Origin of the sequence: Aeromonas sp. HMWF016 (assembly GCF_963878195.1) — a bacterium.
GTDB lineage: Bacteria > Pseudomonadota > Gammaproteobacteria > Enterobacterales > Aeromonadaceae > Aeromonas > Aeromonas lacus.
In genome coordinates this window covers 140,731-163,433 of the sequence record NZ_CAWNWX010000122.1, presented here as the reverse complement: position 1 = coordinate 163,433, position 22,703 = coordinate 140,731, and the positions used below count along the sequence as shown (strand labels likewise).

Genomic DNA, 22,703 nt, shown 5'->3' with positions numbered 1-22,703 from the left:
GATCATGAGTAAGGGGACAAGCGAATGCCCGGCAGAGGCGCGCCGCCAAGAGTTTGCCCTGCTGGTACTGGTGATCCTGACTGGCCTTAACCTGCGCCCCTTTCTTACCGCCATCGGCCCGCTGAGCGGCGAGATTGGCCGCGCCCTGTCGCTCGGGATGGATACCCTGGCCTGGCTCACCCTGCTGCCGCTGTGGCTCATCGGGGTCGGCGTGCTGCTCACCCCGCGCCTGCGCAGCCTTGCCAGCGCCACCACCCTGCTGGGGCTGGCCCTGCTGCTGCTCGCGGCGGGCAGTGCCCTGCGTTTTGATGCCCACAGCGGCGCCCTGCTGATCACCACCGCCGCCCTCTGTGGCCTGGGTTCGGCGCTGGTGCAGGGGGTGCTGCCCGCCCTTATCAAGCAGCACTTTGCCCGCAATGTGCCGCAAGTGATGGGGATCTTCTCTGCCTGCATGATGGGGGGCGGTGCGCTCGGCGCCAGCCTGACGCCACGGCTGGCAGTCAGCCTCGACTGGTCGCAGGCGCTGGCACTCTGGAGCCTGCCGCTGCTGCTGGCCCTCGTTTGGCTGGGGTGGAAAGTGAGTCTGCCAAGCACCGCTGTGGTCGCTATTCCCCACGGCGAGCAACGGCTGATCACCCTGCCCCGCAGCTGGTTGCTGATCGTCTGCTTTGGCATCATCAACAGCGGCTACGGCATCGTCGTGGCCTGGCTGGCCCCCGCCTATATGGCAAATGGGTGGAACGCTGCGCAGGCTGGCGAGCTGGTCGCCTGGCTGGCACTGGCGCAGACTGCCAGCGGCCTTGGCTTGCCGCTACTGGCGGCGCGTAGTCTGGATCGGCGGCCATGGATGGGGCTTGCCATCGCCATGCAGCTGGCGGGATTTGGCGGCCTCTGGCTGGCGCCCGCCAGTGCCCCGATCCTCTGGTGCATGCTGTGCGGCGCCGGTCTTGGCGGCAGCTTTTCGCTGATCATGGTGATTGCGCTCGATCACCTGCCCGACCCGCGCCGCGCCGGCACCCTGAGCGCCCTGATGCAGGGCTTCGGCTTTATGCTGGCGGCCACCGGCCCCTGGGTCGCCGCCCGCCTCTATCACCTGTTCGGTGACTTCGCCGCCGCTTGGCAGTGGCAGCTGGGGGGCCTGCTGCTGATGAGCCTGCTGGTGCTACGCCTCGACCCGCGCCACTACCCTCGCGTCATGGGGTTACCGACCGCCAGCGAGCCAACCCTTTCGACGCCCCTCCCGGCCAGCTCTGCGGCACAAAGCAACACACCGGCCTGAGGCCGGTGTGTTGGGGATAACAGTGTTGGGGATGACAAGGTAGGCTGATGCCACTCAGAGGGGCAACTCAGCGCCCCTTCTTCTGCCGTCCGCTGTTAGCAGTGCGTGGCTTGCCTGCGGCCGGTTTGCCCCCCTTGGGGGCCCCTTTGCCTGCACTGCCCTTGCCAGCGCCGCCCTTGTTGGCAGCACCTTTGCCCGCGCCACCCTTGCCCACCGGCAGCTTCTTCTCGAAAGCTTCCGGGCCCGGCACATTGGGACGCCCACCAATCTCGTGCTCATCATCGCGGCGCGGCTTCTTGCCCTGCCCCGGCTTGGCGCTTGGCGCCGCAGGAGTCTTGGCCGCCTTGGGTTTGTCGCCTTTGGCCGGTTTCACCTCGGAGGAGGAGTCCTCAATCAGCTTGAACAGATCGATCAGCTCGTCGTCGGTCAGATCGCGCCACTCGCCCACCGGCAACCCCTTGAGGCTGACGTTCATGATGCGAATGCGCTCCAGCTTGGTCACTTCAAAACCGAAGTGCTCGCACATCCGGCGGATCTGGCGATTCAGCCCCTGCACTAGCGTGATGCGAAAGACGAACGGCGCCTCTTTCTTCACCTTGCACTTCTTGGTCACAGTACCGAGGATCGGCACCCCGGCCGCCATGCCGCGCACAAACTCGTCGGTCACCGGCTTGTCGACGGTCACCAGATACTCTTTCTCGTGATCGTTGCCCGCCCGCAGGATCTTGTTGACCAGATCGCCGTGGTTGGTGAGGAAGATCAGTCCCTGCGAATCCTTGTCGAGACGCCCGATGGGGAAGACCCGGGTGCTGTGGTTGACGAAATCGACGATGTTGTCCTTCTCGCCTGCCTCCGTGGTACTGACGATACCCACCGGCTTGTTGAGGGCGATCAGCACCAGACTGTCCGCCTCGCGCGGCTCGATCACCTGACCATTCACCTTGACCAGATCGCCAACCTGCACCTGATCGCCAATCCCGGCCCGTTTGCCGTTGATAAAGACGTGGCCCTGCTCGATAAAGCGGTCGGCCTCGCGGCGCGAGCAGATGCCGCTCTCGCTGATGTATTTGTTCAGGCGCATGGATTCGTTAGCCAGCATGAGTCACCTGCCAGAGGGGCTGAACCCCATTCTGTTGTACGGTTGCGTGCGTCGGCCATGCCGGACACATGATCTGCGGCATCACCCTCTCCACTACGTCGATTTTTTGCATACGGCTCCAATTTCAACGAGGCCAATGCCGGCCCATCCGGCAAAAAAGTGCGACACATTACCACATCGCCCGCCACAGCACGCCGGATTATCGCCAACTCCGGCGCACCGGCGACACAATTGCGGGCCAGCTCACAGCACAAAGCCCCGCATCAGGGGCGATGGGGCAAACGGGGTTGACCCGATTTCACAGTCACTTTCACAGTCAACAAAGGGGGGGGCCGGCAATGGCGAGCGCGGGGCGCGCCAAGAGAGGCAAACGAGGGAAAGATTGCGCCCCGAGCTGCGGCCGGGGACAGCGGTTGAGAGTGCAATGCCACTTCCCTCTACCGTGACGAACTCAGGGGTAGCGACTTATCTCGATCAGGTTCTGATCCGGGTCGAGAAAGTAGATGGACTCGATAGCCCCGCAAGCCCCGCTTTTGGTCACCGGCCCCTCGGCAATCTCCACCCCGTGGCAGGCCAGCTGAGTCATCACCTGCTCCAGCGGCCAGCGGGTGATAAGGCAGACGTCCCCCGACCCCACCTGCGCCCGGTTGCGCGGCTCCTGCCCAAGCAGTTGCAGATTGATCTTCTGGTTGCCAAACCCCACCGCACGGCGCCCCGCGCCAAAGGTGATGGCCTCCATATTGAGCACCGAACTGTAAAACACCACGGCGCGCTCGATATCACTGACCGTCAATACCAGATGGTCGATATGGCTGATCATGATTCCCTCCTGGTGCTGATGCCGGCAACGCGGCCGGTGGTGATAAACATGCAGCCGACCAACCCGGCTGTCCGCCTTGCCAACTGCAACCCCGCTCGTTTGCCATAGACATCACAGATACAGGAGCGCCCCGCTGGCCCCTCCATCATACCGGGCCAAACCACCCGCGACTGTGGTATGGCGCGGGTATGGCGCGCAAAGATGCTCCGACGACCTGTCGGGCGCGATAAATCTCCATCAGCGCACTGCGGCACACGCCTTGTCCCGCTGGGCCAGCAAAGTCTCATCGTCACTGTCCATCGCTGCCAGAATCGCCTGATTGCAGGCTCGCTCTGCCAGCTTGGCCGGATTCTGTTTGGCATCCCCGATCTCTGCAATCATCGGCCTATAGCTGACGGCGGCCGAGCAATACATGGTGCGATATTTGGGCAGCTGCCAACTGTTGTCATCCTGCTGGGTCAGGTCATCGCAAAGCTTGTGAAACAGAGCCGAGGCCTTGACCGTGCACTGGCTAAAGCGACGAACATCCTGCTCATAGGGGCGACAGATACTCTGCTGCTGGATCTGCCACAGCTGAAACGAGAAGGGTACCGATTCCCCCTCATACTGCACCGCCACCGTTTTAAGCTCGGTGCCATAGATGTCTGAAATCTGCTGCTGAACCAAATTGAGATAAGCCGAAAAAAGATAGGAAACCGGATCCATCACCACCTCCCTGTAGCGTTAATCAGCCATCCTCCTGATGACTGTTTACCCGAACTAAAGCAGAGTAGCCTACTGATTTATTTGTGAAAATTTATGGATGACGCGCACGTTATCGCAAAATACCCAAAGAAAAATGGTGTCGTTTGAATTAACATCCTCAGCGATATGAGCACGCTCGGATGGCACCCTATCCCCCTATACCTCCTTGGCCACAGCGTCGTTCATTTTCCCCATGAGTAGGAGCAAACATTGAGCGATCACTGGACAGAAGAGGAGTTGTGCGCTGCCGTGGCGGCTTATCAGGAGATGTATACCAAAGAGCAGCGTGGCGAACCCTTCGTGAAAAAACGCTATTACCAAGCGTTGGCCAGCCAATTCGGGCGAACTGAAAAATCCTTTGAGTTTCGGATGCAAAACATCTCTCACGTCTACCACAAGATGGGGCGAAGCTGGGTCTCAGGGTTAAAACCGGCGACCCATGTCGGCGCTCACACCTTTGCTCATATCGAGCGGCTTATTCGCCAACAGGAGAGCACCCCGGCCGCTTATCTGTCCTCGGATACCTCCAGCGTTCCCCAAGGGGTACTAGAACCACAAGCTCGCTCAACTACTGCTAATAGCTATGGCCGAGATCCACAAGTGCGAGAGTGGGTGCTAAAAAACGCAGCACAGCTGTGTGAAGCGTGTAATCATCCAGCACCGTTTGTGACTGACTCCGGTGAAGTTTATTTAGAAGTCCATCATCTAAAAGGATTGGCGGAAGGTGGCTCAGACACGATTAACAATACGGTCGCCCTATGCCCAAATTGTCATCGCGAGATCCATCACGGCTGCCATAGAACCGCCATGCAGGAGAGACTCTATCAACGGCTCTCTCGCCTTATCCGAGAATAGCTACCCGCTTTTAGGTAGATAAGGCTCTATCTTCGTGCTTTGACGAAAACTCCGTTGCTAACTTGGTCAAAACGGCCGGGAAATTATCCAGTTGCATAATAACCATGCGGCCTTGCGGTTGTTTAACGTGCCCTAACATCAGATAATGTTGCGGCCTTCAAACCGGATACCCGACCTTCGATGACTGAATACCTGCTTTTATTGATCGGCACAGTGCTGGTTAACAACTTCGTGTTGGTGAAATTCCTCGGCCTCTGCCCCTTTATGGGGGTCTCGGGCAAGCTGGAAACCGCCATCGGCATGGGGCTCGCCACCACCTTCGTGATGACCCTGGCCAGTGCCTGCTCCTATCTGGTGGAACACTACATTCTGGTGCCGCTGGAGATCGCCTATCTGCGTACCCTCGCCTTTATTCTGGTGATCGCCGTGGTGGTGCAGTTTACCGAGATGGTGGTGCGCAAGAGCAGCCCGACCCTCTATCGCCTGCTGGGGATCTTCCTGCCGCTCATCACCACCAACTGCGCGGTGCTCGGGGTGGCGCTGCTCAGCATCAACGAGCGTCATGACTTCGTGCAGAGCGTGATCTACGGCTTTGGCGCTGCCAGCGGCTTCTCGCTGGTACTGATCCTGTTTGCCGCCATGCGCGAGCGACTGGTCGCCGCCGATGTGCCCGCGCCGTTTCGCGGGGTCTCCATTGCCATGATCACCGCCGGTCTGATGTCTCTGGCCTTTATGGGCTTTACCGGCCTCATCAAGATATAACCATGATCCATATTCTCTTTGCCATTCTGGTGCTGACCCTGCTGGCGCTGGCGTTCGGGATTATCCTGGGCTTTGCCGCCGTCAAGTTTCATGTGGAAGCGGACCCCATCGCCTCACAGCTCGATGCCCTGCTGCCCCAGACCCAGTGTGGCCAGTGCGGCTATCCCGGCTGCAAACCCTACGCCGAGGCGGTTGCCAACGGCGATCAGATCAACAAGTGCGTACCCGGTGGCGAAGCCACCATGCGCAAGATTGCCGACTTGATGGGGGTCGAACCCCAGCCGCTGGGCGGCAGTGACGAGGCAGCAGTGCCGGTCAAGAAGGTCGCCTTTATCCACGAAGATCAGTGCATCGGCTGCACCAAGTGCATTCAGGCCTGCCCGGTGGACGCCATCGTCGGCGCCACCAAGGCGATGCATACCGTGATTGCCAGCGAGTGCACCGGTTGCGATCTCTGTGTCGATCCCTGCCCGACCGACTGCATCGAGATGATCCCGGTGCCCACCACGGTCGATAACTGGAAGTGGGATCTCAATAACGTGCATGTTCCGGGCAAGATTCCGGTTAAGTTGGTGGAGTAACCATGCAGTCTTTACTCGAACGTATCAAAGCCGGGAATATCTGGGACTTTCACGGTGGCATCCATCCGCCGGAGAACAAACTGCAATCGAGCCAGACGCCGGTCGAGCAGGCCGGTCTGCCGCCGCGCCTGATCATTCCGGTGCGCCAGCACGCAGGCGCCGCCGGCGACCTGCTGGTGCAGGTGGGTGACAAGGTCAAGAAGGGTCAGCCACTGACCCGTTATGCCAGAGGGCGGGTGGTGCCGGTGCACGCCTCCACCTCGGGCACCATCACCGAGATTGCCAACCACACGGTTGCCCACCCTTCCGGGCTCGACGATCTCTGCGTCATCCTCACCCCGGATGGCGAGGATGAGTGGGGCGAGCTCGACGGCAAGCCCGATTACTGGAATCTGGAGCGGGGCGAACTGCTCGAGCGCATCCAGCAGGCGGGCATTGCCGGCCTTGGCGGCGCCGTATTCCCCACCCACAGCAAGCTCGATGGCCGCGGTCAGCTCACCGAGATCCTGATCGTCAACGGGCTGGAGTGCGAACCCTATATCACCACCGACGATCGGCTGATGCAGCAGTACTCAGGCGAGATCATGGATGGCATCCGGGTGCTCAAGCACCTGCTCAAACCCAAGCTGACCCTGATCGGGGTGGAAGACAACAAGCCCGAGGCGATCACCGAGCTGACTCGCCACGCCACAGACCCGGATGTGTTGGTCAAGACGGTGCCGACCAAGTACCCCTCAGGCGGCGCCAAGCAGACCATCGAGCTGCTCACCGGCCGTCAGGTACCCAAAGGCGGCCGCGCGGTCGATATCGGTATCATGGTGCTCAACGTCGCCACCGTGTTTGCCATCAAGCGCGCCATCATCGACGGCGAGCCGTTGATCGAGCGGATCGTCACCCTCACCGGCGACAGCTTCAAGAAACCCGGCAACGCCTGGGTACGCCTCGGTACGCCGGTGCGCTGGCTGCTGCAGCGCTTCGAGCTGCAACCGGAGGCGGAGCAGCGGGTGATCATGGGGGGCCCCATGATGGGCTTTACCCTGCCCCACGCCATGGTGCCGGTGGTCAAAGCCACCAACTGCCTGCTGGCGCCGACACAGGCCGAACTGCCCGCTCCCGGCCCGGAGCAGGCCTGCATCCGTTGCAGCGCCTGTGCCGATGCCTGCCCGGCCAGCCTGCTGCCGCAAGAGCTCTACTGGTACAGCAAGGCCAAAGAGTACGACAAGGCCGAGAAGCTCAACCTGATGGACTGCATCGAGTGCGGTGCCTGTGCCTGGGTCTGCCCGAGCGAGATCCCGCTGGTGCAGTACTACAAGATCGCCAAGGATGACATTCGCGAAGCCCGTGCCGAAGCCGAGAAGGCCGAGCGCGCCAAGCAGCGTTTCGAAGCCAAGCAAGCCCGTTTCGAGCGGGAGAAAGCAGCCCGCGAAGCCCGCCATGCCGAAGCCGCCGCCCAGCGCCGTCAGGCGATGACTGCCGCAGGCGGAGAAGATCCGGTTGCCGCAGCGCTGGCCCGCATCAAGGCCAAACAGGATGCGCCCATCACCGCCATTGCGGCCACAGGCGAAGGCTTGCCCGACAATAGCGCCGTGATCGCCGCTCGCGAAGCGCGCAAACGGGAAGCGGAAGCGCGCCGCGCCGCCAAGCTGGCGGAGAGCGCAAACAGCGAAACTGCCGCTGCGCCGCAATCCGCCGAGGCGGTTGACCCCGCCAGCGATCCCAAGAAAGCAGCCATCGCCGCGGCCCTTGCTCGTGCCAAGGCCAAGAAAGCGGCTCAGGCTGGCGATGCTCCTGCTACAGATAGCGCGGCCGAGAGCCAGCCTGCAGCAGACGCCGATCCGAAAAAAGCGGCTATCGCCGCCGCCATTGCCCGTGCCAAAGCCAAAAAGGCTGAGGCGAATGGCGAACCGGTGAGCGCAGATCACAGCGCAGCAGCCGACGCAGACATCCAAAGCGATGCGCCCGCCGATCCCAAGAAGGCGGCTATCGCCGCTGCCATTGCGCGGGCCAAGGCCAAGAAGGCCGCCCAGCAGGGCGACAGCGCTGAGGGCGATCTGACTGCAAACGCTGGCACCAGCGAAACGGCAGCAACCCAAAGCGATGTGCCATCTGCTGCCAGCGAAGCAGTCGATCCCAAGAAGGCGGCGATCGCTGCTGCCATCGCTCGGGCCAAAGCCAAGAAGGCAGCCCAGCAGGGTGACAGCGCTGAGGGCGATCTGACTGCAACCGAAGGCACCAGCGACACGGCTGCAACCCAAAGCGATGTGCAATCTGCTATCAGCGAAGCGGTTGATCCCAAGAAAGCCGCTATCGCGGCTGCCATTGCCCGGGCCAAAGCCAAAAAGGCAGCCCAGCAGGCTGACAGCGCTGAGGGCGACCTGACTGCCACCGAAGGCACCAGCGAAACGGCTGCAACCCAAAGCGATGAACCATCTGCGGTCAGCGAAGCGGTCGATCCCAAGAAAGCCGCTATCGCCGCAGCCATTGCCCGCGCCAAGGCCAAGAAGGCGGCCCAGCAGGCAGCTGAACAAGGTGAGCCAATGCAGGCAGCAGAAGGGGCTCGCGGTGAGCAAGCACTCGCCGAGCCGGTGAGCGAGGCCGTGGCCGAAGCGGCCGTTGCCGAGGCGAGCGTTGACCCGAAGAAGGCAGCCATCGCCGCTGCCGTCGCCCGCGCCAAGGCGAAAAAACTGGCTGCTGAAGCGGCCAGGGCCAGTGGGGCCACCCCGGATGAGGGATCATCATCCGACGCCGAGCCGCGCTGATGCTCGCTGGCCCATCGTTAAACAACGAGGTAATGCACTAATCCATGTTCAATATCGCGACTGCGCCGTTTGCCCATAACCGCAAACAGACCCGAACCCTGATGCTGCTGGTGATCCTGGCCTGTGTGCCGGGCTTGCTGGCCCAGACCTGGTTCTTCGGCTGGGGCTCCTTTATCCAGATCCTGATTGCGCTGGTGACTGCGCTGATGAGTGAGGCGCTGGTGCTCAAGCTGCGGGGCCGCCCCGTCAAACCGGCCCTGATGGATGGCAGCGCCGCCCTCACCGCCGTGCTGATCGGTCTCTCCCTGCCGCCGCTGCTGCCGTGGTGGATGATGGTAGTGGGCACTGCCTTCGCCATCATTATCGCCAAGCAGCTCTACGGCGGACTGGGCCAGAATCTGTTCAACCCGGCCATGGTGGCCTACGTGCTGCTGCTGGTCTCCTTCCCGGTGCAGATGACCAGCTGGCTGCCGCCGGAGAGCGTGCGCGCCTACAGCCTCGGCTTTGGCGATGCCGCGTCGGTCATCTTCACCGGCTTTAGCCTCGACGGCTACAGCATGGCCCAGCTCAAGCAGGGGGTGGATGGGCTGACCATGGCGACTCCGCTCGATACCCTGAAAACCGGCCTGACCCAGGGGCTCACCACCGGCGAGATCCTGAGCGGCCCGCTGTTTGAGGGTTGGGGTGGCATCGGCTGGAGCTGGGTCAACCTCGGCTATCTGCTGGGCGGCCTGTTCCTGCTGCAACAGAAGGTGATCAACTGGCGCATTCCGACCGCCATTCTGGGCTCCCTGCTGGCGGCGGCGACCCTCGGCTACCTGATGAGCCCGGATGCCACCGCTACGCCGATGTTCCATCTCTTTAGCGGCGCCACCATGCTGGGGGCCTTCTTTATCGCCACCGACCCGGTCAGCGCCTGCACCACGCCACGCGGCCGACTGGTCTATGGCGTGCTGATCGGAGTGCTGGTCTACATCATTCGCCGCTTTGGCGGCTACCCGGATGCCTTCGCCTTCGCCGTGCTGCTGGCCAACCTCTGCGTGCCCTTTATCGACAGCCTGACTCGTCCGAAAGTGTATGGAGCCCGTCGCCAATGATGTTTCTGCCCTCTTTCCCCATCACAGCTGACGGAGCCCGGACATGTTAAAGAGCATGCGCAAGAACGGCCTTATCCTGGCCATGTTCGCGCTGGGCTGCACCGCACTGGTGGTGCTGACCAACGAGTTGACCAAGGACAAGATCGCCCACCAGCAGCAACTGGAGAAGTTGCAGACGCTGGAGGCGCTGCTGCCTGCCGGCAGCTATGACAACGATCTGGTGACCAGCTGCAAGCTGGTCACCAGCAGGAAGTATCTGGGCAGCGATCAGCCGCAGGCCCTCTATACCGCCAGCAAAAATGGCGTGGTGACCGGCTATGCGCTGGAGGCCATCGCGCCGGATGGCTACAGCGGTGCCATCCGCATCGTGGCGGGCTTTGATGCCAAGGGCACCGTCAGCGCGGTCCGAGTGCTCGCTCACAAAGAGACGCCCGGCCTTGGTGACAAGATCGAATTGAAAAAATCGAACTGGATCAACAGCTTTACCGGAAAATCCCTGACCGCCGACAATGAATCTGAGTGGGCAGTGAAGAAGGATGGCGGTGAGTTCGATGCCTTTACCGGCGCCACCATCACCCCCCGTGCCGTGGTCAAGGCGGTGAAAAACCTGCTGAAACTGCAGCACGAGCACCCGGAACTGCTCAGCAACGCCCCGGCTTGTCCGGCCGCACAATAAACCGGAGTCGACCCCGTCATGACACAGATGGAACAGATTGAAACGGGCACAGCCCCGATCGCCGAGCTGGAAAGCCGCAAGGGCGAGCTCAAGGAGCTGATGGTACAGGGGCTGTGGAAGAACAACCCCTCGCTGGTGCAGGTGCTGGGGCTCTGCCCGACCCTCGCCGTCTCCTCCACCTTTACCAATGCGCTGGGGCTCGGCCTTGCCACCATGGCGGTGCTGGTCAGCTCCAACCTCGCTATCTCGCTGGTGCGCAACTGGGTGCCGAAGGATATCCGCATCCCGGTCTACGTGATGATCATCGCCTCGCTGGTGACCAGCGTGCAGCTGCTGATGAACGCCTACACCTATGGCCTCTATCAGGCGCTCGGCATCTTTATCGCCCTCATCGTCACCAACTGCATCATCATCGGCCGCGCCGAGGCGTATGCCTCCAAGAACCCGCCGCTGCTGGCGGCCCTCGACGGCTTGATGATGGGGCTGGGTTTTACTCTGGTGCTGCTGGTGCTTGGTACCATGCGCGAAATCATCGGCATGGGCACCCTGTTTGATGGCGCCGATCTGCTGCTGGGCGAGTGGGCAAAATCCCTGCGCATCGAACTGTTCCACTCCGATGCCAGCCTGCTGCTGGCCATTCTGCCGCCAGGCGGCTTTATCGGGCTGGGGCTGCTGATCGCCGCCAAGAACGCCATCAACGAGTGGCGTGACCGCAAGCAGGCTACCACCGTGGCTCACTGCAATGTGCCCCCCGTCCGTGCCCGGGCCACCCAGCTATGACACCACGCGAGGCTGCATGAACAACCAGAAACGCAGAGAGATACTGGAGCGACTGCGGGAGCACAATCCCCACCCCACCACCGAGCTCAACTTCAACTCGCCGTTTGAGCTATTGATCGCCGTGCTGCTCTCGGCGCAGGCAACCGATGTCAGCGTCAACAAGGCGACCGACAAGCTCTATCCGGTGGCCAACACCCCGCAGGCGATGCTGGATCTCGGGGTGGACGGGCTCAAGGAGTACATCAAGACCATTGGCCTCTTCAACACCAAGGCCGAGAACGTCATCAAGACCTGCGCCATCTTGCTGGAGCGCCATGGCGGCGAGGTGCCGGAGAACCGCGAAGCGCTGGAAGCCCTGCCGGGTGTCGGCCGCAAGACCGCCAACGTGGTGCTCAACACCGCCTTTGGCTGGCCCACCATCGCGGTCGATACCCATATCTTCCGGGTCTCGAATCGCACCGGCTTTGCGGTGGGCAAGAACGTGGATCAGGTGGAGGAGAAGCTGCTCAAAGTGGTGCCCGCCGAGTTCAAGCTGGATGTCCACCACTGGCTCATTCTGCACGGGCGTTACACCTGTCTGGCTCGCAAGCCCCGTTGCGGTTCCTGTATCATCGAGGACTTGTGCGAGTACAAAGAGAAGGTCTATCCCGAGAGCTGACAGCCTCGCAACCGAGATTGAAAGCAGTACACATCACCAACCCGGAGAACTGAGCAATGAGAATTCTGCATACCATGCTGCGTGTCGGCGATCTGCAACGCTCCATCGACTTCTACACCCGCGTCCTTGGCATGAAGCTGCTGCGCAAGAGCGAGAACAGCGAGTACAAGTACACCCTGGCCTTCGTCGGCTACGGTGACGAGAAAGATGAAGCGGTGATCGAGCTGACCTACAACTGGGGGGTGAGCGAGTACGAACTGGGCTCTGCCTACGGCCACATCGCGCTGGAAGCGGACGACATCTACGCCACCTGTGAAGCGCTGCGCGCCGCCGGTGCCAAGATCACCCGCGAGCCGGGCCCGGTTAAAGGCGGCACTACCGTGATCGCCTTCGTCGAAGATCCGGACGGTTACAAGATTGAGCTGATTGCCAAGAAAGATGCCGGCACCGGCCTTGGCGACAGCTTCTAAGCGGCCCGGGTAAAAATGCCCGATGGCAGGATCAAAAAAGAGCGCGCAGGCGCTCTTTTTTATGCTTGTCTGATTGGGCAACAAAACTAGATCTCGCCGTTGCGCCCCATACTGATGACCACCCGCCGGTTCTTGGCACGCCCCTGCTCCGTTTCGTTGGAGGCAACGTGCTGCTTCTCGCCATGCCCCTCCACCGAGATCTTGCCGGGATCGAGCCCCAGATCGACGAACACCTTCTTGATGGCATCGGCCCGCTTTTCCGAGAGTTTCTGGTTGGTCCAGCGCCCGCCGTAGCTGTCGCTGTAGGCGTCGATCACCACCACATCGATACTCTTGTCCGCCTTGATATATTCGCCGATCATCGCCAGCCGCCGTTTGGAGGAGATGGAGAGCTGATCGCTGTTCTTGTCGTAGGTGAGCACGCTAAAGGCGATGTCATTGAAGCTGTAGGGCAGCAGCCCGCTCTGACAGTCGATAAAGGCCTGATATTTCACCCTAAAGTTGACCGACGAGAGTGACACCCGCACCGGCCGGTTCTGGCGATACCAGTCGCGATACTGGAAAGTAGGCATGTTGCCCCCCTCCAGCTCGTCGAGCATGGTCCAGGCGGTCTGCCCCTCTACCAGCCCATCAAACTGCTGATAGAAGTGGAGCTGGCTCACTTCCCGTCCGGCGATGCCGGGACGCCAGACCGGCGGCATGATGCCAAGGCTCACCGTCTCGGTTCTGGCCTGTGGCCGTTTGCCCTTGAGCTCGAAATCGAGATTGATCTTGCGCCCGGCGCGACTGACAAAGGCCCCCGTTCCCCAGTTCGGAATGGGATGTTCGAGGCGGCACTCAATCTGGGTGTCCGAGGTCAAACGCCAGACGGATTGATCCAGACCGGCACCGAATTCGGTCACCCCAGCCTGTACCTGCATACTCACCGATATGCTGATCAACCCCAACTTCCAAGCGTTCAACGGCCTGTCCTCCACACGATCTCATATGGAGTATCGGCCGCGGACAGGCAACCTTTAGCGGCAAAACTGCAAAGGGCTGCCGCTGGCGGCAACCCCTTGCCTCTGTTGAAAAAAAATCGGGATTGCAGCGGCAATCACAGCATCTGATGCGCGCCAACGGCGGCGGATCTCGCTACAGTAGAGCCTGAGTGACAGGATGTCGCCGTGCAGGAGAAAGTGTCATGTTCAACCCCTTCCCGACCTTGTGGCCCCTTATGCTGGCCATGCTCGGCAGCGCCGCCCAGAGCGCAACCCAGGATGAAGAGTGGGCGCAGCAGCGGGCCAATGCCGTGCTCTCCCTGATGAGCTTTACCGTGGTGCCAGATATCACCGCCAGCGATCTCTCCCTCGGCAGCGGCAGTGGCCAGTCGGCCGCCCTCAGCATGGCGCAGCTGGGCGGTGGTGCCACCCTCAGCGAATCATTTCCTGTTTATCTGGAGGGGGCTCTCGGCTTTAGCCGCTACGATCCCCAGTTTGTGATGAGCAACGGCAGCAAGAACCGCACCATCCCCACCCGCTGGAACAGCGCCACCGCCTCGGGCGGCATGGGCTGGGATATCTCCCTGCACAGGGATAAGCAGGGCGGCCACTGGGTGCTGCGCCCCATCGCCAATATCTCGCTGGGCACCATGGCCAGCGATATTCGCATCGGCAACTGGCTGCTCGATCGTGCCAAGGGCTACTCCCTCGACTTTCTCGAGAATGGCCAGCTCAATATGTACGGGCTGGGTGGCTCGCTGATGGTCGACTACGAGCTCTTCTCCAAAACCCAGGATATCGATGCCGAGCTGCGCTACTCCTACCAGCACCTGCAGAGTTTTGGCAATACCTCGGAGAGCGTGCGTGGCAGCGCCGAGGCGGAGAACCTCGGCCTCTATCTGCGCCGCCGGGCGCCGGTGTTTGACTGGACCCTGCTTGATCGCCCGCTGCGCTATGTGATGGAGGGGGCGCGCACCGAATACCTCGGCGAGCAGCGTGGCCTGCTCGGCTTCAATGCCCTCAACTCGCTGGGGCTCGGCCTTGAGATCGACAGCAGCAAGTACGACATCATCGTCAGCCGCACCCGTCTGGTCGCCCGCTATATGTTCAGCAACAACACCCGCGGTTATTCGGTCGGACTGGCCATGAGCTTCTGATCTGAGCGGGATATGCGCGGGATAAAGAGAGATCGGGCGGCCTTTTCCGGGCTGGTTCCCGGCCACCAGCCCTGTCGTGACTCGATTCTGGAGGCGGTAACAGCCCAGATAGCTCTGAATTAATAAAGTAAAATGTTTATTAATTACCGTTCTATCCAGCCTGCAAGGGAGCGACTCAAGGAGCAAAGTAGCTTCCATCCACTCGAAAGGGCCGACAAACCGCCCCTCCGATCTGATGGCAATGGGTGATCGGGCCACAAAATGCCCTTTTTCACTCTCTCTGTTGCCGCCAATAAAAACGCCAGCCTTGCGGCTGGCGTTTTTGCAGAGCTGACTGCTTTTATTTCAGGTCGAAGCGGTCGTTGTTCATCACCTTGACCCAGGCCTTGACGAAGTCACGGACGAACTTCTCCTTGCCATCTTGCTGGGCATAGACCTCGGCGTAGGCACGCAGCACCGAGTTGGATCCAAACACCAGATCAACCCGGGTGGCGGTCCACTTCACCGCGCCGCTCTGGCGATCCACGATCTGGTAGCTGTTGCGGCCGGTCGGCTGCCAGCTATAGGCCATGTCGGTCAGGTTGACGAAGAAGTCGTTGCTAAGCACCCCGACCCGGTCGGTAAAGACGCCGTGGGCCGAACCGCCGTGGTTGGAGCCAAGCACCCGCATACCGCCGACCAGCACGGTCATCTCGCGGGCAGTAAGCCCCAGCAGCTGGGCACGGTCGAGCAGCATCTCCTCCGGCTGCACCTTGTAGTGCCCCTTCTGCCAGTTGCGGAAACCATCGTGCACCGGCTCAAGGAAAGCGAACGACTCGGCATCGGTCTGCCCGGCGCTGGCATCGCCGCGGCCCGGCGCAAAGGGGACGACGATATCAACGCCAGCCAGCTTGGCCGCCTGCTCCACCGCTGCGCTGCCGCCCAGCACAATCAGGTCGGCGATGCTGACCGGCTTGCTCAGGGTGGCCTGCAGGGCGATCAGGGCGTTGAGCACCTTCTCGAGGCGAGCGGGCTCGTTGCCTTCCCACGCTTTCATCGGCGCGAGGCGGATGCGGGCACCGTTGGCCCCGCCGCGATAATCGGAGCCGCGGAAGGTGCGGGCACTGTCCCACGCGGTAGCGATCAAATCGGCTGGTGCTACGCCGCAGGCCAGCAGCTTGGCCTTGAGCTCGCTCACCTCCTTATCGGAGAGCTGGTAATCCACCGCCGGTACCGGATCCTGCCACACCATGACTTCGCCCGGCACTTCCGGCCCCAGATAGCGGCTGCGCGGCCCCATGTCGCGGTGGGTCAGCTTGAACCAGGCGCGGGCAAAGGCGTCGGAGAAGAGGTCTTGATCCGCAGCGAAGCGCTCGGAGATCTCCCGGTAGACAGGGTCAAAGCGCAGCGCCATGTCCGCATCGGTCATGATGGGATTGCAGCGGATAGAGGGGTCTTCCACGTCCACCGGGCGATCTTCCTCCTTGATGGCGACTGGCTCCCACTGCCAGGCACCGGCCGGGCTCTTCTTCAGCCACCAGTCGTGGCCCAGCAGCATCTTGAAGTAGCCGTTGTCCCAGCGGGTCGGGTTGCTGGTCCAGGCCCCTTCAAGGCCGCTGGTCACCGTATCACGGCCGATACCGCGGCTCTCGTGGTTGATCCAGCCCAGCCCCTGCTCGTGCACATCCGCCCCTTCGGGAGCTGGCCCCAGTTTGGCTGCGCTGCCGTTGCCGTGGGCCTTGCCGACGGTGTGGCCACCGGCGGTGAGCGCCACGGTCTCTTCGTCATTCATCCCCATGCGGGCAAAGGTGACGCGCATGTCGTGGGCGGTTTTCAGAGGATCCGGGTTGCCATCCACCCCTTCCGGGTTGACGTAAATCAGCCCCATCATCACCGCCGCCAGCGGGTTCTCCAGATCCCGTTCACCGCTGTAACGGCTCCCTTCACTGCCGCTCGGCGCCAGCCACTCCTTCTCGGAACCCCAGTAGACATCTTTTTCCGGATGCCAGATGTCCTCGCGACCACCGGCAAAGCCGAAGGTCTTGAGTCCCATGGATTCATAGGCGACGTTGCCCGCCAGGATCATCAGGTCAGCCCAGGAGATCTTGCTGCCGTACTTCTGCTTGATCGGCCACAGCAGACGGCGCGCCTTGTCGAGGTTGCCGTTGTCGGGCCAGCTGTTGAGGGGGGCGAAACGCTGGTTGCCGGTGTTGGCACCGCCGCGGCCGTCGGTGGCGCGATAGCTGCCAGCGGAGTGCCAGGCCATGCGGATCATCAGGCCGCCGTAGTGGCCCCAATCGGCCGGCCACCAGGGCTGGCTGTCGGTCATCAGGGCATGGAGGTCAGCCTTGAGGGCATCGTAATCGAGACTGTTGAAGGCGTCGGCATAATCGAAAGTCTCATCCATCGGATTGGTCTTGCGGTCATGCTGATGCAGGATGTCGAGGTTGAGGGCATTGGGCCACCAGACTTGATGCTCCTGGCTGGCAGAGGTATTGGCACCGTGGGCAAAGGGGCACTGACCGGCCCCGCTAGCGTGTTTGTCCATCTTCAGATCCTCATTGTGGTCATAATGACGGCGAAACCCTTCGCTTCGCAGTTGAGACTAGCCTACCCCCCACCACTCACTTAAAAAACCGAATAAAAAAGTTCAATTCAATCTGGTTTTGCGATTGAACTATCTCGTCACCGGGTAACAAACAGAACAATGTAGGCGCTGGCAGAGTAGTAGTGGCATAGATCACACAAGCTTGTTGAACACACTGTTAACATGTGGCCATTGCACACCATCCGACAGCGTTGAAATGGACTTCACACCTGTTATTGCGGTTTTGCTGGGCCAGCTCTGGTATCTGCTGCCCCTGCTGCTGATTGTCACCCTGATCAAAACGCCCTGGTTCAAGGGGATGATCGGGGAGGCATTTATCAATCTCGGTATCCGGCTGTTTCTCGACCAGCGGGAGTACCATCTGCTCAAGAACGTGACCCTGCCGACCCCTGAGGGGAGCACCCAAATCGACCATGTGCTCGTTTCGCGCTTCGGGGTGTTTGTCATCGAGACCAAAAACATCAAGGGGTGGATATTTGGCAATCCGGCCCACAAGAGCTGGACGCAACAGCTCTTTCGCCGCAGACACAGCTTTCAAAATCCGCTGCGCCAGAACTATCTGCACCTGATGACGCTCAAATCCCTGCTGGGGCTGGCGGATCATCAGCTCCACTCGATCATCTACTTTATTGGCGACTGCACCTTTAAAACCCCGATGCCGGAAAACGTGATGAATCGTGGACTTATTCGCTATATCAAGGGCAAGACCACGCCCGTCTTGACCCCAGCCGAGGTCACCCGGGTGATCGATACCATCCAGCAGGGACGACTGACCGCCAATTGGCAGACCCATAAACAGCATGTGGCGCAGCTAAAGGCACGTCACAGCGATGCTCCCCACCCACCTTTGTCCATGACTGCTAAGCCGGTTGCCAATCAAGTCGTCAACGCCGCGCCCACCATTACCGAATCGCTCACCAAGCCAACTCCGCTATGCCCCAGATGCGGCAACCTGATGGTATTACGCACCGCCAAACGTGGGGATAACAGAGGCCATCAATTTTGGGGATGCAGTGGATACCCTAAATGCAGAAAAATTTTACCAAAAAACATTCAGTAAATTTATAACATGTGATTTTTGTTTATTAATACAAGGCATAAATAATGAACTCAGCGAAAATACACAATAAAATAATCATCAGGCAAAATTTACAGATCGGAGATTTAGATGCAGAAACAGATACAGACCTTCTCGATTCTTGCTTTATAGACAAAGGATATATTGAACAATTATGCGATGTGCACAGTCCAAAATCCATAATATTAGGTAGAACTGGGGCCGGTAAAAGCGCGATTCTTTATAAAATATCTCAAGCCACAGAGAAACATGTAAAAATAGACCCAAATGATATTTCAGTAAGATTTTTAGAATACTCCGACATTATCCAGTTTATGAATGCAATTGGTGTAAATCTAGACCTTTTTTATAGATTACTATGGCGACACATTCTTATTGTTGAGGTCTTGAAAATTCGATATGACATAAAGAATGACTTGGACAATCGAAATTTTCTTGACAGCATAACAAATTTCTTCAGAAAAGATGAGGTTAAAAATAAAGCAATTGAATATTTTAGAGAATGGGGGGATAAATTTTGGTTAGATACTGATGAGCATTTAAAAGTCATCACCAAAAAACTTGAGCATGATACAAAGGCAACACTAGGCGCAAAGTACAACAATGTAAATTTAAGTCTACAAGGAGCTAAGAAATTAAGCGATGAAGAAAAAGTTGAAGTAAAACAAAGAGCAAGTCAGATAGTTAGCGGGTTACAGATAAAAAAACTCAATGAAATGTTAGAGCTTTTATCTGTTCATTCATTCAATGACCCCAAAAACGCTTCTACATCCTTATAGATCAGCTTGATGAGCACTGGGCAAACACTGAGACACGATGCAGATTCATAAGGGCTCTTATTGAGGAAATTAAAACTTTTAGAAAATTAGAGAATGTAAAAATTATCGCAGCTATGCGGAAAGATCTTCTTGATTTAGTCTTTGATATGACGAGAAGCCCTGGATTCCAAGAGGAAAAATATGAATCTTATATCCTGCAAATTCACTGGGATAAGGGTGAGCTGCGAGAGTTAATTGAAAGAAGAATTAATGAGGTTTTCCGTAAGCAATATACTAAAGAGCAAATATCATTTGATGATATATTTCCAACAGCAAAGAAGGGGAAAGATCAAACATCTGCAGACTTCATTCTCGAAAGAACTCTCTATAGACCAAGGGATGTTTTACAATTTATAAATGAATGTTTTAAATCCGCATACGGTAGAGATTGCGTTTCTTGGCGAGCTATCTATGCCGCAGAGGCTCAATACTCAGAAAAACGACTCAAATCACTTAAAGAAGAATGGGGGGAAATATACCCATCATTCGATGACACAGTAGAAATATTGAGAGGTCTACCACATACATTTACTCGGTCTGTACTAAGCGGCCCTCGTTTAGACAATGTAATTTCAGATTTATGCGCACAAAACAATAATGATCCATGTGTTATTTCTTCTAAGGAGTATTTAGAAACTACTGGTGAAACGAAATTAACTGAAGTACTCAACAGAATGTTAATTTGTCTTTATCATGTTGGGGCAATTGGCATAAAAATGAGTTCACTTAGTACATTTATATGGTCTTTCCTAGATCAAACCTCCGTATCAAGAGGTGAGGTTAAAAGAGCACAACAACTAAAAATACATAAGATGCTATACCGATCTCTAGATGTTGATGTTGATGGGCATACAAGATTTGACCCTATTGATGATGACGTAAACTAACATGTAATTCATTTTGGAGAACGTATCCCATACAAACTTAATTTCCTCCCTATTTATAGCCTTGGCGGCCAATTGGCCGCCCTTGTTGTGTTTCTTAGCGAATGGTCGCCATCTGCCGCACGCAGCGTTGCTCCCTGTCATCCACCCGCTTGGCAAACCAGGCGGTGGTGAGGTTGCGGGTGATCTTGGGGCTTTTAAGCTGAATACCCGGCAGGATGGCGCGGGGTAGCCGCTTGCCCGCTTTCTGGTCTGCCAGCGTAAACACGCGATGATAGAGGTCGCTCTGGCCAAATTCGGCGGTATCGCCGAGTTTCAGGCTCTGGTGGATCGCCTGCTGGCTCATATTGATCCGGCTGGCGATGGTATAGACCGCAAGTTCCGTCTTGCCCGGCAGTTCGGAGTCGTAGCGGATCAGATCGCCATCCAGAGCCAGCGGGGTACCGCTCAAACGGCTGACGGCGGCCTGAAAAGCGGCGTTGCGACTTGCATACCAGCCGGCGTTGAAGTCGGCGAAACGGTAGAGGGTATCGGGGTACTCCGCCTCATAGCCGAAGATATGTTTGGTACCAAACCAGATACCGCCACGGCGGGTAAAGACTTCGTGGCGGATGGACTCCTTGACCGGATAGGGGTACCCGCGGGTATTGGCCTCGGCAAAGGCGATGCTCACCTGCATCGGGCCGCCGGTATGCACCGGGTTCATGTTGCCAAACAGGGTCTTGCCCATCGGCAGCATGCTGATCATGTCCTCGAAAATTTCGCTCATCTCCCGCTCGGTGCGAAGCGCATCGATGCGCTCGGCATAGCTCTTGCCGGTCGGCGAGTTGATGGAGAGCGCGGCCCGCACCATAAACTCGGGGATCAGCAGCTTGGCCGCCCGCGAGTTGATCTCCTTCCAGGCGATCTTGCCAAGGCCCGGCACCACAGGGTCGGCCTGATAGGTCGCCTCCTGCTCCGCCACCGCCAGCACGGTACAGACGTTGTGATCGTTGACTGTCACCCCCTGGGTAGTGAGCGCCGTCACCACATCGTTGGCCCACCCCTGCTTGTCGACCACATGGCGGGGCAGAAACCTCACGATGCGGCTCTTCATGTCCGCCGGCTTGCGCGGCTGCATGGCTGGCGGGGTCGCTTTTTTGGCAGGCGTAGTCGCGCCTGTTGTGTCGCCAGGCGCCGGGGCAGAAGCGGGATCGCTGGCACAGCCGGCCAGCAGCAAGGGGATCAACAGCGCCAGCGTGCGCATGGCAGGGGAAACAGAAAAGAGAGAGAGCGTCATCGAATATCCGGTACTGAGGCTGGAGGCAAACCCGCTAGGCGGCGGGCGCACACATGATGGCTCATTGTAGAGAATTGATCCACAAGGCTAAAGTCCCATCGCCTCGCCCCTCTCCCTGACCAGAAAGGGGTTGCCGCAACAGGAGCGCCCCCAGATATGACCCGACAACAGGTATGACCCGACCAAAGACATGGGCTTTTATCGAGAGTTGTTTACATTTAGAATGCCGCCGCCAGGATGCTCACGGTATGGACCCTATGGATACGCTCGCCCCTCTCTTTGCTTACGTGCAGCAGTGGCTGCTCACTCCGCTCTGGCACTGCCTGACCGGATTGTTTGACTTCAACGGGCGGCTTGGACTCCCCTTCCTGCTGATATCCGGCCTTATTGCCTACCTCCTCTACCGTATGCGCCGGCGCCAGCAGGGCCCTGCAGCTGGCAGTTTCGCCGGTTTTCTCGGCGGCCGGGCCATCTGGCTGCATCCCTCCGCCCTGCTCGATTACCAGTACTATCTGGTGCGCGCCCTGCTCCATGTGGCCCTGATCGTGCCGATCCTGACTCTGCTCAACCCCTGGCTTTTGCAGGCAACAGATATTACCTCCGCGCTCACCCGTCTGTGGGGTGAGCGTCCCCGTCTGGCCGAGGCGAGCTGGCTGATGATGCTTTATGGCCTCGGGGTATTTCTGGTCAGCGATTTCGTCCACTACTGGCTGCACCGTGTATTTCACAGCCGCTGGCTGTGGGAGTTTCACAAGGTGCACCACAGCGCCACCGTGCTGGTGCCGCCGACCGCCAGTCGCATTCATCTGGTGGAAAAGCTCTCTGAAATCCTGCTCAAGGGGTGCGCTCTCGCCCTCTACTCCGGCGCATTCTACTGGCTGTGCGGCAGCTCCGTGCGTCCCTACACCCTGTTTGGGGTGAGCTATCTGGTGCTGATCTTCAACTCGCTGGCCGCCAATTTGCGCCATAGCCATATCTGGCTGTCGTTTGGCCCGCGGCTGGAGCATATCTTCAACAGCCCGGCCCAGCACCAGATCCACCACAGCCGGGATCCCCGCCACTTTAACCACAACTTTGGTATCAACCTGTCGCTGTGGGACTGGTGGTACGGCACTCTTTACGTCACCAACCACCAGCCAGAGCCCCTCACCTTCGGAGTGGGCCCAAAAGACAATGTGCGCTACAGCCGCCTGGGCGCGCTGATCCTGCGCCCCTTTCTGGTCACGGCCCGCAAGCTGTGGCATGCCCTGCCCCGTCCTCGCAGCCGCAAACCGCAGCCTGATTTACGGTAGTTACGCTCTTCGCCCCATAAGTCCGCGCCTCGCAGCACCCAACCCGTC

General features: G+C 59.0%; 21 protein-coding genes. 15 read left to right on the top strand and 6 right to left on the bottom strand.

All coding sequences use genetic code 11. The features are described from left to right. The first annotated feature begins 4 nt into the window (after positions 1 to 4). Positions 5 to 1,279, top strand: a complete 1,275-nt coding sequence (locus AACS24_RS21430; protein ID WP_108571937.1) for an MFS transporter — start codon at positions 5 to 7, stop codon at positions 1,277 to 1,279. Positions 1,280 to 1,346: 67 nt separating this feature from the next. On the opposite strand, the gene rluF is transcribed toward AACS24_RS21430, so the two are convergent. The 3 genes from rluF to AACS24_RS21415 all read right to left on the bottom strand — a co-directional run bounded on the left by rluF (position 1,347) and on the right by AACS24_RS21415 (position 3,903). Beyond that, on the bottom strand, positions 1,347 to 2,378 hold the full coding sequence (gene rluF, locus AACS24_RS21425; protein WP_108571936.1) for a 23S rRNA pseudouridine(2604) synthase RluF: 1,032 nt from the start codon (positions 2,376 to 2,378) through the stop codon (positions 1,347 to 1,349). A 451-nt stretch (positions 2,379 to 2,829) separates the two neighbouring features. Continuing rightward, the gene (locus AACS24_RS21420) at positions 2,830 to 3,198 is read right to left on the bottom strand and encodes a VOC family protein (protein ID WP_108571935.1); all 369 of its coding nucleotides are present in this window, start codon (positions 3,196 to 3,198) and stop codon (positions 2,830 to 2,832) included. Between the two features lie 237 nt (positions 3,199 to 3,435). Further along, the gene (locus tag AACS24_RS21415; RefSeq protein WP_108571934.1) at positions 3,436 to 3,903 is read right to left on the bottom strand and encodes a hypothetical protein; all 468 of its coding nucleotides are present in this window, start codon (positions 3,901 to 3,903) and stop codon (positions 3,436 to 3,438) included. Between the two features lie 249 nt (positions 3,904 to 4,152). Here AACS24_RS21415 and AACS24_RS21410 point away from each other — a divergent pair, with 249 nt between their 5' ends. The 9 genes from AACS24_RS21410 to gloA all read left to right on the top strand — a co-directional run bounded on the left by AACS24_RS21410 (position 4,153) and on the right by gloA (position 12,580). Beyond that, entirely contained in the window at positions 4,153 to 4,797 is a 645-nt protein-coding gene (locus AACS24_RS21410; RefSeq protein ID WP_108571933.1) for an HNH endonuclease, read from the top strand. 180 nt (positions 4,798 to 4,977) lie between these two features. Continuing rightward, entirely contained in the window at positions 4,978 to 5,559 is a 582-nt protein-coding gene (gene rsxA / locus AACS24_RS21405) for an electron transport complex subunit RsxA (RefSeq protein WP_108571932.1), read from the top strand. Positions 5,560 to 5,561: 2 nt separating this feature from the next. Further along, the gene (gene rsxB, locus AACS24_RS21400) at positions 5,562 to 6,140 is read left to right on the top strand and encodes an electron transport complex subunit RsxB (RefSeq protein ID WP_108571931.1); all 579 of its coding nucleotides are present in this window, start codon (positions 5,562 to 5,564) and stop codon (positions 6,138 to 6,140) included. Between the two features lie 2 nt (positions 6,141 to 6,142). Beyond that, positions 6,143 to 8,899: an electron transport complex subunit RsxC gene (gene rsxC, locus AACS24_RS21395; protein ID WP_108571930.1), complete on the top strand. Its 2,757-nt coding sequence runs from the start codon at positions 6,143 to 6,145 to the stop codon at positions 8,897 to 8,899. Positions 8,900 to 8,943: 44 nt separating this feature from the next. Next, positions 8,944 to 9,996, top strand: coding sequence for an electron transport complex subunit RsxD (gene rsxD / locus AACS24_RS21390; protein ID WP_108571929.1), 1,053 nt, complete (start codon positions 8,944 to 8,946; stop codon positions 9,994 to 9,996). A 43-nt stretch (positions 9,997 to 10,039) separates the two neighbouring features. After that, on the top strand, positions 10,040 to 10,672 hold the full coding sequence (rsxG, locus tag AACS24_RS21385) for an electron transport complex subunit RsxG (RefSeq protein ID WP_033113576.1): 633 nt from the start codon (positions 10,040 to 10,042) through the stop codon (positions 10,670 to 10,672). A gap of 18 nt (positions 10,673 to 10,690) precedes the next feature. Continuing rightward, positions 10,691 to 11,452, top strand: a complete 762-nt coding sequence (locus AACS24_RS21380; protein WP_375124398.1) for an electron transport complex subunit E — start codon at positions 10,691 to 10,693, stop codon at positions 11,450 to 11,452. Positions 11,453 to 11,468: 16 nt separating this feature from the next. Further along, positions 11,469 to 12,110 (top strand): endonuclease III, encoded by a 642-nt coding sequence (gene nth / locus AACS24_RS21375; protein ID WP_042056548.1) that lies wholly within the window; start codon positions 11,469 to 11,471, stop codon positions 12,108 to 12,110. A 56-nt stretch (positions 12,111 to 12,166) separates the two neighbouring features. After that, positions 12,167 to 12,580 (top strand): lactoylglutathione lyase, encoded by a 414-nt coding sequence (gene gloA / locus AACS24_RS21370; RefSeq protein WP_005337610.1) that lies wholly within the window; start codon positions 12,167 to 12,169, stop codon positions 12,578 to 12,580. An 86-nt stretch (positions 12,581 to 12,666) separates the two neighbouring features. Here gloA and AACS24_RS21365 read toward each other — a convergent pair whose 3' ends face one another. Further along, positions 12,667 to 13,542, bottom strand: a complete 876-nt coding sequence (locus tag AACS24_RS21365) for a flagellar protein MotY (RefSeq protein ID WP_033113578.1) — start codon at positions 13,540 to 13,542, stop codon at positions 12,667 to 12,669. Positions 13,543 to 13,796: 254 nt separating this feature from the next. On the opposite strand from AACS24_RS21365, the gene AACS24_RS21360 reads away from it, so the two are divergent. Continuing rightward, positions 13,797 to 14,717 carry a hypothetical protein gene (locus tag AACS24_RS21360; RefSeq protein WP_258223022.1) on the top strand — a complete coding sequence of 307 codons (921 nt, stop codon included), beginning with the start codon at positions 13,797 to 13,799 and terminating at the stop codon, positions 14,715 to 14,717. 340 nt (positions 14,718 to 15,057) lie between these two features. Here AACS24_RS21360 and katG read toward each other — a convergent pair whose 3' ends face one another. Further along, complete coding sequence (gene katG, locus AACS24_RS21355) at positions 15,058 to 17,244, bottom strand: catalase/peroxidase HPI (protein WP_108571927.1); 2,187 nt, start codon at positions 17,242 to 17,244, stop codon at positions 15,058 to 15,060. A 256-nt stretch (positions 17,245 to 17,500) separates the two neighbouring features. Between katG and AACS24_RS21350 the strand changes: the two genes are divergently transcribed. Genes AACS24_RS21350 through AACS24_RS21340 form a run of 3 tightly spaced genes read left to right on the top strand, consistent with a single transcriptional unit; the run spans position 17,501 to position 20,087 of the window. Further along, entirely contained in the window at positions 17,501 to 18,364 is an 864-nt protein-coding gene (locus AACS24_RS21350) for a nuclease-related domain-containing protein (protein WP_108571926.1), read from the top strand. 44 nt (positions 18,365 to 18,408) lie between these two features. Further along, positions 18,409 to 19,161, top strand: coding sequence for a hypothetical protein (locus AACS24_RS21345; RefSeq protein WP_219927744.1), 753 nt, complete (start codon positions 18,409 to 18,411; stop codon positions 19,159 to 19,161). Further along, positions 19,152 to 20,087 (top strand): P-loop ATPase, Sll1717 family, encoded by a 936-nt coding sequence (locus AACS24_RS21340; protein ID WP_375124404.1) that lies wholly within the window; start codon positions 19,152 to 19,154, stop codon positions 20,085 to 20,087. The genes AACS24_RS21345 and AACS24_RS21340 overlap by 10 nt, the downstream gene beginning before the upstream one ends. Before the next feature lie 94 nt (positions 20,088 to 20,181). On the opposite strand, the gene AACS24_RS21335 is transcribed toward AACS24_RS21340, so the two are convergent. Then, positions 20,182 to 21,363: a DUF1615 domain-containing protein gene (locus AACS24_RS21335; protein WP_258223019.1), complete on the bottom strand. Its 1,182-nt coding sequence runs from the start codon at positions 21,361 to 21,363 to the stop codon at positions 20,182 to 20,184. A gap of 257 nt (positions 21,364 to 21,620) precedes the next feature. Here AACS24_RS21335 and AACS24_RS21330 point away from each other — a divergent pair, with 257 nt between their 5' ends. Then, positions 21,621 to 22,655, top strand: a complete 1,035-nt coding sequence (locus tag AACS24_RS21330; RefSeq protein WP_108571943.1) for a sterol desaturase family protein — start codon at positions 21,621 to 21,623, stop codon at positions 22,653 to 22,655. Positions 22,656 to 22,703 lie beyond the last annotated feature (48 nt).

Coding starts and splice junctions, on each gene's coding strand:
- rsxG (WP_033113576.1), top strand. CDS start 10,040: ATGTTAAAGAGCATGCGCAAGAACGGCCTTATCCTGGCCATGTTCGCG.
- rsxA (WP_108571932.1), top strand. CDS start 4,978: ATGACTGAATACCTGCTTTTATTGATCGGCACAGTGCTGGTTAACAAC.
- rsxB (WP_108571931.1), top strand. CDS start 5,562: ATGATCCATATTCTCTTTGCCATTCTGGTGCTGACCCTGCTGGCGCTG.
- AACS24_RS21345 (WP_219927744.1), top strand. CDS start 18,409: ATGAACTCAGCGAAAATACACAATAAAATAATCATCAGGCAAAATTTA.
- AACS24_RS21335 (WP_258223019.1), bottom strand. CDS start 21,363: ATGACGCTCTCTCTCTTTTCTGTTTCCCCTGCCATGCGCACGCTGGCG.
- gloA (WP_005337610.1), top strand. CDS start 12,167: ATGAGAATTCTGCATACCATGCTGCGTGTCGGCGATCTGCAACGCTCC.
- rsxC (WP_108571930.1), top strand. CDS start 6,143: ATGCAGTCTTTACTCGAACGTATCAAAGCCGGGAATATCTGGGACTTT.
- AACS24_RS21360 (WP_258223022.1), top strand. CDS start 13,797: ATGCTGGCCATGCTCGGCAGCGCCGCCCAGAGCGCAACCCAGGATGAA.
- rluF (WP_108571936.1), bottom strand. CDS start 2,378: ATGCTGGCTAACGAATCCATGCGCCTGAACAAATACATCAGCGAGAGC.
- katG (WP_108571927.1), bottom strand. CDS start 17,244: ATGGACAAACACGCTAGCGGGGCCGGTCAGTGCCCCTTTGCCCACGGT.
- nth (WP_042056548.1), top strand. CDS start 11,469: ATGAACAACCAGAAACGCAGAGAGATACTGGAGCGACTGCGGGAGCAC.
- AACS24_RS21330 (WP_108571943.1), top strand. CDS start 21,621: ATGGATACGCTCGCCCCTCTCTTTGCTTACGTGCAGCAGTGGCTGCTC.
- AACS24_RS21415 (WP_108571934.1), bottom strand. CDS start 3,903: ATGGATCCGGTTTCCTATCTTTTTTCGGCTTATCTCAATTTGGTTCAG.
- AACS24_RS21420 (WP_108571935.1), bottom strand. CDS start 3,198: ATGATCAGCCATATCGACCATCTGGTATTGACGGTCAGTGATATCGAG.
- AACS24_RS21430 (WP_108571937.1), top strand. CDS start 5: ATGAGTAAGGGGACAAGCGAATGCCCGGCAGAGGCGCGCCGCCAAGAG.
- AACS24_RS21350 (WP_108571926.1), top strand. CDS start 17,501: ATGGACTTCACACCTGTTATTGCGGTTTTGCTGGGCCAGCTCTGGTAT.
- AACS24_RS21380 (WP_375124398.1), top strand. CDS start 10,691: ATGACACAGATGGAACAGATTGAAACGGGCACAGCCCCGATCGCCGAG.
- rsxD (WP_108571929.1), top strand. CDS start 8,944: ATGTTCAATATCGCGACTGCGCCGTTTGCCCATAACCGCAAACAGACC.